Genomic DNA, 15,771 nt, shown 5'->3' on the forward strand with positions numbered 1-15,771 from the left:
CATTATTTTAACTTTTCTCCCCCATCTATGGGGGATTTTTTTATTGGGATGAAAGTCATAAAATTAGGACTAAAGTGGCAATATTCGACAAGAATGGCGAGGGAAGTATCGTTGTTTGTCGGTGTATTCTTGCATCGCTACGTCGTCGCTTGCAATCATAATGACAAATGAAGAGGTGTGTATGAACTTATGAAGCTATCTACATCAGGACTCAAGATTTGGTTTTCCCGGTCTGGTAGGATCGTTCTGGCATGTCTACTCGCCTTAATGCTCATCCCATTCATGGGGGCAGGCAAGGCAGCCCATGCGACTTCGCCAACTTGGACAGCGGCGGGACAAAGTGTGCAACCGTCCAACGTGCAAACCTTCCTCAAAGTGGGCGGGACGCTGTATGCAGGGACGGGGAACTTCAACAATGACGTATGGCGGAACACGAATGGCATTTGGACGCAGATGGAAGGCTCACCGGCAGGTGTGCGAACCTTTCTTGTTGATGCGGAGGGCACGTTGTATGCGGGTTCTTGGGGTGACGGCGTGTCGACGTACACGGCCAGTGACGGTTGGAAACAGATGAGCGGCTCGCCGGGCAATGTGTATTCCTTAATCGATGTCAACGGCACGCTATATGCGGGGGCTTCTAGTGGCATTAACAACAGTAAAGATGTATGGACTTACGACACTACTGCGACTACGCCTGCATGGACACAGATGACGACCAGCAATACGCCGACTGACGTGCAAGCCTTAATTCATGTAAATGGCAAACTATATGCAGGGACGTTTAGCAATGGCATTTGGGCCTACAGTAATGGGGCTTGGACGCCGATGAGCAGCACGCCAAGTGGGTCTAACACGTTAACAAATGTAGTTTCTTTAGTTGATGTCAACGGCACGCTGTACGCGGCGACTTTCGGCGGAACCCACAATGTCTGGACGTACAGTGGCGGTACATGGACGCCTATTTCCAATTCGCCGCGTTATGCGCGAACCTTGTTCAATATGGGCGGCACGTTGTATGTAGGGACTGCTTCCACCTCCGATGATATGTGGACATGTACGAGCACTTCATGTACGCATATGTTCGGATCTCCGGGCAACATATATGCTATGCTTGATGACAACGGGACGTTGTATGCAGGGACGAAAAACGGAGACAAAGACGTGTGGACGTACAGGAATGGCGCATGGTCACAAATGGGCGTTGTGCCAGGCGATACTAACACTTTGCTGAGTGTCAATGGTACGCTGTATGCCGGGACAAATAACGACACGAATTCCGTGTGGGCGTACACGGACAGTAGCGGATGGACACGGATGAGCGGCTCGCCGGGCTATGTGTATGCCTTGATTGATGTGGGCGGTACGCTATATGCGGGGACTTCAAATGACGACAATGACAATGACGTATGGACTTATGACACAACCGCGCCTACGCCCGCATGGACGCAGATGACGAGCAGCCATGCGCCGAGTAATGTGTATGTCTTGCTCAATGTAGGCGGTACGCTATATGCAGGGACGAATAACGGTGACCATGACATATGGACCTATGATACTGCCGCGACTACGCCCGAATGGACGCAGATGACGGCAAGCAATATGCCCAGTAATGTAAATGCCTTGCTCAATGTGAATGGTACGTTGTATGCGGGAACAGGAATAAACGACGTATGGACGTATGACATGAGCGCGACTACGCCCGAATGGACGCAGATGACGATGAGCAATGTGCCGATTAGTGTGCATGCCTTGCTCAATGTCGATGCAACGCTGTATGCGGGGACTTTTAATGGTGGCAATGATGTATGGACTTACGATACTAACGCAACTGCACCCGAATGGACGCAGATGACGACCAGCCATGCACCGAGTGATGTGAATACCTTGATCAATGTGAATGGTACGCTGTATGCAGGGACTGATAACGGTAATAACGACGTATGGTCGTATAGCAACGGCACATGGGAACAGGTAAGTGGCTCGCCGAGTCAACTGCATTCCCTCCTAGAGGCAAATGGTAAGCTATATGCAGCGGGACTGCACGGTGTACATCAAATGACCTCTCCCGGAGCACCTGTGAATCTGCAGGCCAGCAGCACAACGACTACATCGACTACGCTATCATGGGATGCCGTAGCAGGAGCGAAAGGCTATTACCTCTACAAGGATGGAGGCAATACGGCGATTGCCACTGTGACCAGCGCTACCTACATGGTGAGCGGGCTGGCACCGAACAGCTCTTATACGTTTGCGGTGAGCGCATACAATGCGGCCGGTGAATCGGCGAAGAGCGGGGCGATCCCGGTTCAGACACTGAGCACAGCAGCAACTTTGACTTCGACGATAGGAACGGTAAGCAGTGGCAGTACCGCGAATGAAAGCATCACGAACATTCCATACGGCACAACGTTAGCTGACCTCAAGGCAGCGATCACGCCAGCAGCGAATGCAACGTTTGAAGTCTACGATGCAGATGGAACAACGGAAGCAGAGGTTCTGGCAACAGGCAAGAAGGTGATTGTTACCGCGCAGGATGGAGCTACGAAGGTAACGTATACGGTAACAGTGATCGTAAGCACAGCCGCAACGTTGACCTCGACCATAGGAACGGTAAGCACAGGCGGAACCACGAATGAAAGCATCACGAACATTCCTTACGGAACTACCTTAACGGCATTCAAGGCAGCGATCACGCCAGCAGCGAATGCAACGTTTGAGGTGTACGATGCAGACGGAACAACCGTAGCTACAGCTTTGGCAACCGGCGAGAAGGTAATTGTTACCGCGCAGGATGGGACCACGAAGGTCACGTATACGGTAGCGGTTATCCCGGCGTATACGGTGATGTATAACGGCAACGGCGCTACATCTGGCAACGCGCCGACCGATAGTGGCTCGTATGCGCAGGGCGCCACAGTTTCGGTGTATAGCAACACGGGAAATCTGGTGAAGAACGGCTACGCGTTCGCGGGTTGGAACACGCAAGCGGATGGCAACGGAACGACTTATGCCGCTGGAGCTACGTTCAGCATGGGAACGACGAACGTGACGCTGTACGCGAAGTGGACGGCGAATCCTACGGCGAATCCTACCTACACCGTAACCTATAACGGTAATGGCAACTCCGGAGGCAGCGCACCGACCGATAGCGGCTCGTATGCGCAGGGCGTCACAGTTTCGGTGTATGGCAACACGGGAAATCTGGTGAAGACCGGCTACACGTTCGTGGGTTGGAACACGCAAGCGGATGGCAACGGAACGACTTATGCCGCTGGAGCTACGTTCAGCATGGGAACGACGAACGTGATGCTGTACGCAAAGTGGACAGCGAATCCTACCTACACCGTAACCTATAACGGTAATGGCAACTCCGGAGGCAGCGCACCGACCGACAGCAGCTCGTATGAGCAGAGCGTCACGGTGTCGGTGTACGGTAACACGGGAAATCTGGTAAAGACAGGCTATACGTTCTCGGGTTGGAACACAGCTGCGGACGGAAGCGGAACGAATTATAACGCAGGCACTACGTTCAGCATGGGAACGACGAATGTGACACTGTACGCGAAGTGGACGGCCAACAACACGGGCAGCTCTTCAAGCGGCGGCGGTGGAAGTTCAGCATCAACGTCCACAAGCGATATAGTTACCTCGACCAACGGTACACTGACGCTCCCCGTCGGCAAAATGGGTGAGGTTAGCTTGGGTGATGCGGTCAGCATCTCGATTCCTGCCGATGCTTCCGGCAAAGAGCTGAAATTAACGATTGAAAAAGTGGCGGACACTCAAAAGTTGCTCACGAAAAACGATGTACTGGCCAGCCCGGTATTCGAAATTCTGAAGAATTTCCCGGAGAACTTCGGCAAGGAGATCACGCTGACCTTCACCTTCGATCCGAAAAGCATGAAGAAAGGTCAACAGCCTTCCGTATTCTACTATGACGAAGCGAAGAAGGTATGGGTGAAAGTCGGTGGCACGGTAAACGGCAATACCATCACCGTAAAAGTTAATCACTTCACGAAGTATGCGGTATTCGGCGAAGGGCAAGATTCAGATTCGACGGCAGACACGAAGCAGGTAGTCAACTTCAGCGATATCTCTGGACACTGGGCGGGAGCTACCATCAAGCAAGCGGTAAGCGCCGGAATCGTCAGCGGCTATCCGGACGGCACGTTCAAGCCGGATCATACCGTAACGCGCGCGGAATTTGCGGTCATGCTAATGAACGTGCTCAAACCGCAAGGAGACGGCTCGGCACTATCGTTCACCGATAAGGCGAAGATCGGCGCTTGGGCGCAGAAGTCGGTCGCACAAGCTGTGTATGCAGGTATCATTACAGGCTACGAGGACAGCACTTTCCGCCCGGATGCCGAAATCACTCGCCCGGAGATGGCAGTGATGATCGCCAAGGCGCTGGGACAGTCAGTTGAAGCTACAATGGCAACAGGCTTCGCGGATGACAAGGACATTCCGGGCTGGGCGAAAGGCGCAGTGGCGACCATGAAGAAGCTTGGTATTATCGAGGGCAAAGGTGCGGACGAATTTGCTCCTGTGAATAAGACTACGAGAGCAGAGGCAGTAACGGTGTTATTGAAGATGCTGGCGCAAAAGAGCAAGTAAATGAACCTCTTGCAAGACTGCTTTGAAGTCAAATTCAAAGCAGCCTTGTTTGTGAATAAAAGGTTCAAACGGTTTGGACAATATGCATATCAACATCGAAAAGGTGCGTTTCGGCACCGGATTAGTAAGAGTGGGATGCGGCTGAGCGGCGACGAATTGTGGATTTACCCATCAACGGCTCACCTCCATTAAAGTACGGAAAAGACACCTTTCGAGGTGTCTTTTCCGTACTTTAATGGTGGTGATAGTAGGAGCTGACCCCCTACAGGGTTCGCCCGCGCGGACCGGAGCGTAAGCGGAGGGAGCACGGCATTGAAATGGACCGCTAGGGTAGTCATCGCGACCGAGCTGGTCGAGCCCAGGGATTCGGTTATGTTTTAAAGGAATCAGGCTGATGAAAGTTATGGATCTGCGGCCGCGATTGGCCGAAACCGGGAAGGATGCTAGGAGTCTGCTGGGAACCTGCTCTTTGTTTTTACTTCATAACTCAATGGGAAAATACCGATTTCAAGAAAGTTCAGGCTGAGATTCGGAAGGTAATCGAGGTGTTGAAGCAGCTGGATGAATTGGAAAATCCGGAATGGGAGCGGTTAAAACGGGAGCGGGCTACATCATTGCTTATCCGCACGAGCGATCCGATTATCATGGCATGTCGGCAATGTGGCACTCCTTTCATATTCGATGAAACGAACCCTGATTATTACATGAGTGAAGGTTTACGGTTTCCAGAAAGCTGTTTGAACTGCTTGGATAAAGTCTAACTGCATCAATAGCAGCTCGCGGCGCCGAATTATGGACTTGCCAAGCCACGGCTCACCTGATGGTAAATCCACAACTATCCGGTTGTGGATTTTGCTCTTTTAGGCGAAATGTGGAAAACAAAATAAAAATGAGCCAAGCCATTTTTGTAGCGATGGTTTAGGCTCATTTTTATTTATATTAACTTAGAGAGTAGGGAGAATGGCAACTAACGGAGCGACATCCGTTAACCTTGGATAGCACAAAATAAATTTCCTCACAGTTCTCCACGTTCATCCAAGCATTTCTTTTCAGGCTAACATCCTATGTATACGAGAATATGGTCTACAGCAGCTGTTTTGCTTCGGTAAAAGCAAAAAATGTGGATAGGGATGTGGAAGGAATGAACATAAAAAAGCCAATGCGTAAATTGAAAGTCAACATTAATGTGCTGCGAAGCCTGAAGAAGAATAAGAAGGAAAGCAAAGTTCTAGGATTACTAATCGATAAACGATACGCTCCTCGAATAATGAGACGTGGGACGGAACCGGAACTAACGGGACGTATTGTTGTGCCAGGGAATTCCCAATACAACTCGGCTCGTCGGGAGTTCAACACTTACTTTAACAAATTTCCGCGAGTGATCGTATTTGCTCAGAAGACGCAAGATGTAATCAACGCCCTTCGTTGGGCCCGCTATAATAACGTACCGATCCGTATGCGCTCTGGCCGTCACAGTTACGAGGGCTTATCTGTCGTTGACGGAGGAATCGTAATTGACGTGAGCGACATGCGCGAGGTGGATGTGAACCGCAAGCGTGGCATTGCTACGGTGCAGGCGGGCATTAGGGGTGGTGCCTTGAACTCAGCACTTTGGAACGAAAGGTTAGTAGTGCCCGTAGGACTTTGTCCAACGACAGGTATCGCTGGAGTTACTCTTGGAGGCGGTCACAGTATTCTGTCTCGTCCCTATGGTCTCACACTCGACCATTTGGTCGATATCGAAATGGTTAACGCTGAAGGACGTTTGATTCACGCCAGTGCCAACAAGAACCCTGACCTCTTCTGGGCATTACGTGGTGGCGGTGGTGGAAACTTCGGAATCTGCACAAACTTCCGCTTCCGTACTCACCCCATTGAAACAGTTGGTTTTGCCGAAATCGGGTGGGACCTTCGTGATTTGGAAGCAGTCCTTCGGACTTGGCAGGGCTATACGGTTCCAGGAGCTAACGAGCGGCTCACCGTTACCCTTGGGATTGCCAATGGACGACAATCCTCACAACCAAGATCTTCAAACAAGCAGTCTTCAGATTCTCAAATATTAATGCAGGGCGTCTTCCTCGGATCTGCTAAAGAGCTGCGACAATTACTCCAGCCATTACTTCGGTCCGGGTCGCCACGGAAGGTAGTTATTGAGGAGATACCTTGGATTGAGTCCGTTGGACGAGTAGCGAAGACTACGCCAACAACTCCTTTTCCTTTTAAAAGTGTTGGACCCTACGTCTATCACCGGCTGCCCGAGGCTGCCATTGCGACAATACGACGTTACATTGAATCACCGCCTACTTCTGGGGTCTCCATTTTATTTCACGGCTTAGGCGGTGCGGTAGCTAAGGTGCCGAATCGCGCTACAGCTTACAACTATCGCCGGGCTTTGTATAATATGACTCCGACTGCAACCTGGAACACACAAGCGGAGTCGAGACGGGGAATCGGTTGGGTAGAGAACTTCCGTATGGCGATGCTTCCTTATACCCACGGTGTCTACGTCAATACACCAGATCTCCAAATTAAAAACTGGCAGCAGGCTTACTACGGTAGTAATTTCACCAGACTGACACGAGTAAAGGCGCAGTACGACCCTAAGAACATCTTCCATTTTCCACAGAGCATCCCACCGGCACGCAGGTAATAGTCATCGGTGAATTAGCTACGTCAGCAGGTTAAATGAGACATTTCAGCAGTTGTCGCAGAGATTCCTCTGTGATGGCTGCTTTTTCTGTTATTGCTGGAGACCACCAACGTAATCGATACCTATGTATATCGCGCTCTTATGAATAGGGGGGACATCGGGATGTCGTCTACGGCAGATAGACGAGATTACAAAAAAAGTTGACATCGATAATGATATTCATTATCATTTATAATTGATTAGAAGATACTGGTATTTTGCTTTCTTGAATGTTCGCCGAGCAGTTTCACATTGTTTACGGGAAGAAGGGGAGCGTAGTTCGGCTAAAGGGAAGGATATAAGGGTCGGATAACTGTCATTATCGTAGTCATTACATCATTTATAAGGAGAATGTATTTCATGAGACAGAGATTAAAGCCTTTAGTTGTATTACTTGCCGTGCTGCTACTTATAGCAGGCTGCGGAGCCAAATCGGTAACGAATAGTGGCGCATCTCCATCGGCTAGCCCCGAAGCCGCAAGTGCTAATGCTGAGCGGGTCATCAAACATGTGAGGGGCGAGGCCAAAATTAAGGGAACACCAAAGCGCATTGTCGTCCTCGAATGGAAGTATGTGGAGGAACTGCTCACACTCGGCATTCAGCCGGTCGGCGTTGCAGATATTGCTGGTTACAAGAAGTGGATCAGCGCGAAGCCGGAGCTTGCTGCGAATGTTCAAGATGTAGGAACCCGTCAGGAGCCGAGTCTGGAGGTAATTACCTCGCTTAAGCCGGATCTGATTATTGCCGCTGGGAATCGCGTCAAAAATAACTATGAGCAGCTTAGCGCCATTGCACCAACACTTGTGTTTGACCAGTATTTAGAGGATACCTCTAAAAATCAATACGCAGAGATGGAATCCCACTACAAGGTTATCGCGGACATTGTCGGCAAAAAAACCGAGGCAGATGTTGTGTTGGCCGACTTGAACAAGTCGTATGAAGCTGCGAAGACGAAGCTTCAAGCGGCAGGCAAAGCGGGAACCGACTATGTGCTGGCGTCGGCTTCCTCGAACCAAAACGCGGTTTCGTTACGTCTGTTTCTGGATAACTCGGCGGCAATCGAAGTGCTCAACCGGATTGGGTTGAAAAACGCCTATAAATCTCAAAAATATGAAACAAACGGCTACTCGACAGCTTCGGTAGAGTCGCTTCTACCTGTTCAGCAAGCCAACCTCCTCTACGTTGTTCAACCAGATGACGACGTATTTGCGAAACAATTGAAGGATAATGATGTGTGGAAAAGTCTTGCGTTCGTGAAAGAAAGCCGGCTGTATCCGCTTGGTGGCGATATGTGGCTGTACGGCGGTCCGGGTTCCTTGAAGTTGCTTGTGGAAAAAACGGTTGAGCAGTTGACGAAAAAGTGATGACGCAGCCGATCGAAATTGCAACAAAATCAAGGGCGAGATCCACGTGGAAGAAGATTGCGGTATTCGGGGGGGGCTTAGTAAGTCTCACCCTTCTTTTTTTTATAAGTCTTACGCAAGGGGAGGCCGATATAACCTTTCAGGACGTGATCGGATCGCTTCTGGCTGCGGGGGATCAGCAGTCACAGCATGTTGTACTTGGCATGCGGCTGTCTCGAGCGACGATGGGTGTATTGGCGGGAGCCGCTTTAGCCGTTGCAGGAGTGCTTCTCCAGACGGTAACTAAAAATCCATTAGCCTCCGCTGGGACATTCGGCATCAATGCCGGCGCTTATTTTGTGATTGTTGCTGCTACTGTTTTTGTCCCATCCCTGGTTCTTTCCGTCCCGCTTCTGCTGGCGCTGATTGGTGGTCTTGGTGGCGCGATGATCGCTTATTTCCTGGCAGGAGGAAGAAAAGGCACGCCCGTTCGATTGGCGCTGGCAGGCATGATTGTGACAATGGCGCTGGCTTCATTCACGAGCGCTCTCCAGCTGTTATTCGAGAATGAAACCAACGGGCTCTTTATGTGGGGCTCCGGTTCGCTTGTCCAGAACGATTGGAAGGGCGTGCAGTTCTCATGGCCTTGGATTGCATTAGCATTGATGGTTCTAATGTTTTTCGTACGGACGCTGGATCTGCTTGAACTTGACGAGGAAACAGCGCGATCCTTGGGGCAAAAGGTCGGTGTTGTGAGGCTGTCTGCGCTGATTATTGCGATATTATTAGCCTCTGTCGCCGTAAGTGTAGTAGGACCAATAGGCTTTGTAGGCTTGATTGCTCCACATCTCGTTCGGCTGATCGGATACCGTAGACATCTGGTGCTTATCCCCGCAGCGGCTCTTTGGGGGGCTTCGGTTGTGGTTGGAGCCGATGCAGTCGCTAAGTTGGTTCGCAGCACGATTGGGGAGCTTCCTGTCGGTACGGTTACGGCTGTGCTTGGAGCGCCGTGGCTTATCTGGCTTGCCGTCCGAAGCACGCGATCCCCAAAGTCGGGGGAAACAGGCTCCTCGATGAGCGTTGGAACGGCTCGTTTCAGATGGCATTATCCGGTCCTGATCGCAGGGGCGTTCGTGCTTCTAATTGCCTTGTTAGTGTTCGGCTTGACTCAAGGCAGCTTAAAAGTGCCTGTCGGTGAAGTGATCAAGGTATTGACCGGTACAGGACTAGATATGTATCAGAATATCATTCTTAAGCTTCGGCTCCCTCGCATGCTCGTCGCAGTGTTGGCTGGTGCGGGACTTGCTATTTCAGGCGTCCTGCTTCAAGGGGCCGTCCGTAATCCGCTTGCCGATCCTTCTGTTATCGGCGTAACTTCAGGCGCAGGTGTTGGTGCGTTGCTGCTGATTGTTGTATGGCCTGGTGCGGCTGGTTTCCTGCTTCCTGTTTTTGCATTAGCAGGGGCTGCGCTTGCTGCTGCTGCCGTTTATACGCTTTCCTGGCGTAAAGGGTTGCATCCGACCGTGGTTACTCTAGTCGGTATCGCGATTACTGCGATGGGGTCGGCCATCATTCATTTTCTTGTTATTAAGTCCCAGATGCATGCTGCTTCTGCTCTTGCTTGGCTTGCAGGAAGCACATATGGTCGCGGTTGGGGTGAATTCCTATGGATGAGTGCCGGTTTAATCGTGCTTGGCCCTTATGCGTGGTATTTAGGTCGTCGCATTGACCTTTTGTCGTTTAGTGATAATACCTCTTTGGGATTAGGCTTGCGCTTAAGACAAACCCGGCTTATCGCAGCTATGGCCGGGGTTGGGCTAGCGGCGCTGGCTGTAACTACTGTCGGCACTGTCGGGTTTATTGGTTTGTTAGCTCCGCATGCGGCCCGTACGATGGTTGGTCAGAATCATAAACGGTTGGTCGTACTGGCAGCGATGTTGGGGGCCATCCTAATGATAGCCGCAGATGTGGTCGGCAGGGTCATCATTGCCCCGAAAGAGATTCCTGCCGGCTTGGTCGTAGCGGTAATCGGTACGCCATATCTGCTTTGGCTTATGGCACGAAGCGCCAAAGCGAAGTCTTATTGATAAATAATGAACCGCAACTATAACAGTACATGACCTTGAGATGAGTAAAGTGATTTCAAGGCGGCGAGTTGTGGTTTTGTCGAGCCGCGGTTCACCTCCATATGGCAAATTCACAAAAGAGTCATTCATTTTTAAAAATGGATGAGCTCTTTTGTAATTTTTTTTTAAATTAGGCTCAATCTTAAAATCAGTGTTTGTATATTTAACATGTTGAGGAAATGAATTACACGTTTCATACGTTGACGATTCCTGGGATATTAAAAGCTTAAAACTACGAGACAGGTTCATGTTCCTACTGCATCTGCTTTTGGAAGCATTGTCGTACAAGCTCGAGGTTCGAGATCAGTATTGCTAGAGACAGGGCGGCTTTGGCAGCGAATTCACTTGTGGGCAACAAAACATGCTCTAGCTGTACAGCTCTTGAATCAAATGAATGAACGGCAGTCGCCTTCACCAAAACCATGAAAAGCCCGACCGGGGAGGTCGGGCTTTTGCTATTTCCAGAAATCATGAACTTGGCAAAAAAGATCAAAACGACTGCGGTCCAGTATGGTAATTTATTAATAAGGAGGGTGGTTGTAATGGCGGACGATACGATGCACAGAAAATCGGTAAATAATTCTCTAGTGTATATAGAGAAACATCTTACACAAACAATTCGACCCGACGATCTTGCACGGGAAGGCAGGTTCTCCAAGCGACATTTCTTACGCATCTTTACCTCTATCATCGGAACGACAGCCGCTAATTATATTCGGGACCGTCGATTAACGAAGGCTGCAGCAGAACTAGTTCATACGAGTGATGGGATTCTGGACATTGCATTTAAATACCATTTTCAATCGCAAGAGCACTTTACGAGAGCGTTCAAAAAGACTTATGGCATTACGCCAGGTCAGTATCGCACGTATTCAAGATCGCTAATTAAGAAGGAGAAGATGAATATGAGTCGTAAAACAATTCCTCAAGGTTGGTCGGTTACTGGGAATCGCATTGAAGAATATGAGGTCTCGCTCGACAAACAAGAGGTGCACTTTGGGACTGCTTCTGCAAAGCTTCATTCGGTGAAACCCCGAGCAGAAGGATTTGTTAGCTTAATGCAAATGTTCAGCTCAGAACGTTATCTCGGCAAGAGGATACGATTGACGGTATTTGTGAAAGCGGAAGAGCTAAAAGGCTGGGCAGGATTGTGGATGCGGGTGGATCGTAAAAACGGAGATCTGCTGCAATTTGATAATATGCAAGATAGACCAATACAAGGAACTCAAAATTGGAAACAGTATTCAGTGGTATTAGATATTTCCGACCACAGCCATGCTATCGCTTTTGGGTTGCTGTTAAGTGGTGAAGGGAAGGTGTGGGCCGATAGCTTTCGTTTTGAAGAGGTAGATGAAAAAACGCCAACAACAGGTCAAGATGCAGATAATCAAATTCCGAGTGAGCCTGCTAATCTTAACTTTGAATATTGTTAAGCGCATAGCTAAACCCAGATGAAATTAGGCTACGGCGAATTGTGGATTTGGCACACCACTGCTCGCCTCTACCATGTAAACCCCCGATCGCAAGAGGTTGGGGGTTTACATGGTAGAGATTCGAATCAGCGATGGTATAATTTAAAGGACACATGTTCCGTTATTTGTACCTAAAAGACCGCTTCAAACTTCTGACAGGTCTCCTCTGTCAATTACATTTTCAGAGCCTGAAGAATCCAATGGGCCGTTAGTTCGGGACGTTCAATGGGAAACTGATGACCATATGGAATACGAGAATCCTCTAAATATTTCTGTATTTAGGTTCTACAGGATGCAAAACTGGCTGCAGCATGATGAGTTGATGGATCAGTGAAGGCTGGCGTTGCATCACTCGGGCGGCAATCAATCCGCCAAAAGAATGGCCCATCAATGTAACGGGTCTGTTCAACTCCATAATCATGGCGGTTACACTTTCTACATAGCCTTTTATAACAGAAGGTTCATGATGGTATGGGATGCGTCCAAATCCAGGGAGATCAATGAACCATGCATTTATATCACTTAAAGTTTCTCCGATAGGTGATGAAAAATAACAGGCATGCCAGGAAGGTCTTTTTCCAATGAGATTACGCTCGTTCTTCTTCGTTGAGAAAAGCTCTCCTGCCGATTCGCTCCTGAATGTAATAAAAACGTTGAGGATATTGATCTCTATCCATTTTCTTTGATTTAGTACGAAATACAAATAAATTGTCTAGCTACTAAAAAAGCACCCTAACGGGTGCTTTTTCTATAGATTCAATACCACTAGGCAGCAAAAGAGAAATTTGAGAAAATAAATTCAACGATAATTAAGAAAGCAGGAACCCATAAATGAAGCTGAAAGATTTTGAGAATAGCGTGGATCAAATCACTTTTGACCGCGGAAAGGCGTATCGAGAGAAAGGTCATGTTGTATCTGTTGAAGAGGTAGAGCCGCTAATGTACCATGCTGAGGTGAAGGGGAGTGAGCTTTACGAAGTGGGTGTTCATCTTGGATCTCGCGGCGAAGTGATGTATGCAGCGTGCGACTGTCCTTATGACATGGGGGACATATGTAAGCGTGCCGTTGCTGTGCTTCTGGAAATTAGAGATGACCTATCTCAAGGGGATACAGCAAAGAGGCCTTCTAAACCTGCACCGAAAGTGAGCTTACCCGACCATCTATCTAAGCTTAGTAAGGAGGAGCTGATTGCGTTAGTAGTCGATTTTTCCAAAGAGATTAAGGAAGTAGAGCAAATGCTCACTCTGAAATTTCACGACTCGAGTAAGGACGAGGGGTTAGCTCAATATAAAAAAATAATTCGCTCCTCTGTGAAGCAAAACTCCGACAGACATGGCTTTGTACCTTATCGCCAGGTTTCTGGTGCTGTAATTGGTGCCGAACGGGTGATGCTGAAAGCCGGGGAAGATTTCGAAAAGGGAAAGCACCTGTCTGCTGCCAAGATAGCCTTTTGCATTTTGCATGAGATGGGGGACTTGCTTCAGTCGTGTGATGATTCAGATGGCATCGTAGGTGATATGATTCAAGGATGCCTGGATTTGGTCCATGGTGCAGCTTGTGACTCTGAAAGCATGGCTGGATTGGATAGACTGCCCCTGTTTAGGCTACTTCTAAAAGAGGTATCTCATCCGAACCTCGAAGGCTGGAATGAGTGGCAGCTATCTCTTTTGGAAAGTAGTTTATGTTTGATACAGAATGATCAGGAGAGGGCAGAATGGGAACAGCAGGTAGTAAAATTAGAAAGCAAAGAGAAAAGGGAGTCCTCCTATAGTTCATATTTGTTTGAGCATTTAGCTAGGCTCAGGTATCAAGTGATTCTGAAGTTTGATGATGATGAACAAGCCAATAAATTTATGCAAGATCATCTAGGTTTTACGGCTTTTCGCAAAATGGCCATTGCTGCAGCTATGGAACATCAGCAATATGATAAGGCATTGCAGTTAGCCGAAGATGGCGAGCGTCAAGCTACAAGTAAGGGTTATCCGGGTCTGGTTGATGAGTGGAAAAAGTCTCGCTATGAGATATATCAACTCACAAACCAAGTTGAACTTCAAAAAAAGCTGGCCGAGGAATTCGTCGTATCAGGTGAGCATGCCTTTTATGTGAAGTTAAAAGAATTATTTAGTAAGGATGAATGGCCTCTTGTATATGAGCGGATTTTGAACAATCTGGAGAATCAGAATCATAATTGGCAAGTAAATTCCTTGTATTCCCGTTTACTAATAGAAGAGAAAGAGACACGGAGATTGCTAAGTTATGTCCAAAAGAATAAAAGATATGTAGTTGACTATTATACGCATCTGGTAGATGAGCATGCAGATGACGTTTATGCATTGTTTGTCGACTTCATTGTGGAGGAAGCCGCGCGATCAACGAATCGAAAAGAATATCAGAAGGTATGTCGAATTATCGCTCAACTGATCAAAGCAGGTGGGAAGATTCAGTCAGAGAGGGTCATCCAGCAATTCCGCCTTGCTTATCCGAATAGATCTGCATTCATGGATGAGCTTCAGAAGATCAAGGTTTAATATCCCTACTCAATTGTTGCGTCACACTGATTCAACAAGATGAACGAATAGGACAGTCCCATTGAATGTAAGACGTTCATGGGCTGCCTTTTTGTCTTTGTAGTATTCAACTTATTCTTGGTAGATTATAATCAAAAATAACTAGGATTATTAATTCATGACTGGAGGTTTATTTACTATATGAAAGAGAAGCTCAAGTTGTTATCTATAGGTATAGTCATAGGGGCGATGGTATCCACTTCCCTCGGGGCAAACGCGGCTGGCGAGAAGATTGAAGTTTACTTCAAGCAGCTGAAATTTATGTTTGACGGTAATGAAAAAGAGATTAGCCCCGCCCAAGGAAAGCCTTTAGTTTATGAAGGTACGACTTATGTTCCACTTCGTTTTATGAGTGAAGCACTCGGTAAAACCGTTCAATATGATGCAAACCGGGAAACGATTTGGGTGGGCGACCGCTATTCAAGTTCTCCTAGCATGAGTATTGCAACTAATCGATCTTATCAGGCTACGATTGAAACGACCAAAGGGAGTTTCCGTATTGAACTCTTCGCAAAAGATGCGCCTAAGACTGTGAACAATTTCCTTTTTCTTGCTAGAGAGGGTTTTTATGATGATGTTACTTTTCATAGAGTATTGAAAAATTTCGTCATACAGGCGGGAGATCCTTCTGGGACAGGTCGTGGAGGACCTGGCTATAGCTTTGAAGATGAGCTGAATAACGGACATAAATATGAACCGGGAATTGTTGCGATGGCAAATTCAGGACCGAACACGAACGGCAGCCAATTTTTTATATGTACGGGTACGGACAGTGATTACTTAAATACGATTCCGAATTATACCATTTTCGGCAAAGTAATCGAAGGAATGGATGTCGTTCTTGACCTTGCATCCACCCCCGTAGAGCAAAATGGTAATCAGGAAAAGAGCAAGCCTATAGAGACCATTAGCATTAAAAACGTTGCGATAACTGAAGCAAATTAACACTAGCTTT

9 protein-coding genes are annotated in these 15,771 nt (G+C 48.1%); 8 read left to right on the forward strand and 1 reads right to left on the reverse strand.

What is annotated here, in order from left to right:
- Window positions 1–189 precede the first annotated feature (189 nt).
- The 6 genes from LOZ80_RS33060 to LOZ80_RS33085 all read left to right on the forward strand — a co-directional run bounded on the left by LOZ80_RS33060 (window position 190) and on the right by LOZ80_RS33085 (window position 12,209).
- Window positions 190–4,617, forward strand: coding sequence for an S-layer homology domain-containing protein (locus LOZ80_RS33060; RefSeq protein ID WP_238168501.1), 4,428 nt, complete (start codon window positions 190–192; stop codon window positions 4,615–4,617).
- A gap of 545 nt (window positions 4,618–5,162) precedes the next feature.
- On the forward strand, window positions 5,163–5,378 hold the full coding sequence (locus LOZ80_RS33065; RefSeq protein WP_238168502.1) for a hypothetical protein: 216 nt from the start codon (window positions 5,163–5,165) through the stop codon (window positions 5,376–5,378).
- Window positions 5,379–5,884: 506 nt separating this feature from the next.
- On the forward strand, window positions 5,885–7,267 hold the full coding sequence (locus LOZ80_RS33070; RefSeq protein ID WP_238173184.1) for an FAD-binding oxidoreductase: 1,383 nt from the start codon (window positions 5,885–5,887) through the stop codon (window positions 7,265–7,267).
- A gap of 399 nt (window positions 7,268–7,666) precedes the next feature.
- Window positions 7,667–8,671: an ABC transporter substrate-binding protein gene (locus tag LOZ80_RS33075; RefSeq protein WP_238168503.1), complete on the forward strand. Its 1,005-nt coding sequence runs from the start codon at window positions 7,667–7,669 to the stop codon at window positions 8,669–8,671.
- On the forward strand, window positions 8,671–10,737 hold the full coding sequence (locus LOZ80_RS33080) for an iron ABC transporter permease (RefSeq protein WP_238173185.1): 2,067 nt from the start codon (window positions 8,671–8,673) through the stop codon (window positions 10,735–10,737). The genes LOZ80_RS33075 and LOZ80_RS33080 overlap by 1 nt, the downstream gene beginning before the upstream one ends.
- Window positions 10,738–11,228: 491 nt before the next feature.
- Window positions 11,229–12,209, forward strand: coding sequence for a helix-turn-helix transcriptional regulator (locus tag LOZ80_RS33085; protein ID WP_238168504.1), 981 nt, complete (start codon window positions 11,229–11,231; stop codon window positions 12,207–12,209).
- A gap of 301 nt (window positions 12,210–12,510) precedes the next feature.
- Here LOZ80_RS33085 and LOZ80_RS33090 read toward each other — a convergent pair whose 3' ends face one another.
- Complete coding sequence (locus LOZ80_RS33090) at window positions 12,511–12,951, reverse strand: alpha/beta hydrolase (RefSeq protein WP_238168505.1); 441 nt, start codon at window positions 12,949–12,951, stop codon at window positions 12,511–12,513.
- Between the two features lie 128 nt (window positions 12,952–13,079).
- Here LOZ80_RS33090 and LOZ80_RS33095 point away from each other — a divergent pair, with 128 nt between their 5' ends.
- Together LOZ80_RS33095 and LOZ80_RS33100 are read left to right on the forward strand one after the other, a co-directional pair.
- Complete coding sequence (locus LOZ80_RS33095; protein ID WP_238168506.1) at window positions 13,080–14,777, forward strand: SWIM zinc finger family protein; 1,698 nt, start codon at window positions 13,080–13,082, stop codon at window positions 14,775–14,777.
- 180 nt (window positions 14,778–14,957) lie between these two features.
- Window positions 14,958–15,761, forward strand: a complete 804-nt coding sequence (locus LOZ80_RS33100) for a peptidylprolyl isomerase (protein WP_238168507.1) — start codon at window positions 14,958–14,960, stop codon at window positions 15,759–15,761.
- The last annotated feature ends 10 nt before the right edge of the window (window positions 15,762–15,771 follow it).

It is taken from the genome of Paenibacillus sp. HWE-109 (assembly GCF_022163125.1).
GTDB lineage: Bacteria > Bacillota > Bacilli > Paenibacillales > NBRC-103111 > Paenibacillus_E.

Coding starts and splice junctions, on each gene's coding strand:
- LOZ80_RS33080 (WP_238173185.1), top strand. CDS start 8,671: ATGACGCAGCCGATCGAAATTGCAACAAAATCAAGGGCGAGATCCACG.
- LOZ80_RS33095 (WP_238168506.1), top strand. CDS start 13,080: ATGAAGCTGAAAGATTTTGAGAATAGCGTGGATCAAATCACTTTTGAC.
- LOZ80_RS33075 (WP_238168503.1), top strand. CDS start 7,667: ATGAGACAGAGATTAAAGCCTTTAGTTGTATTACTTGCCGTGCTGCTA.
- LOZ80_RS33070 (WP_238173184.1), top strand. CDS start 5,885: ATGAGACGTGGGACGGAACCGGAACTAACGGGACGTATTGTTGTGCCA.
- LOZ80_RS33060 (WP_238168501.1), top strand. CDS start 190: ATGAAGCTATCTACATCAGGACTCAAGATTTGGTTTTCCCGGTCTGGT.
- LOZ80_RS33100 (WP_238168507.1), top strand. CDS start 14,958: ATGAAAGAGAAGCTCAAGTTGTTATCTATAGGTATAGTCATAGGGGCG.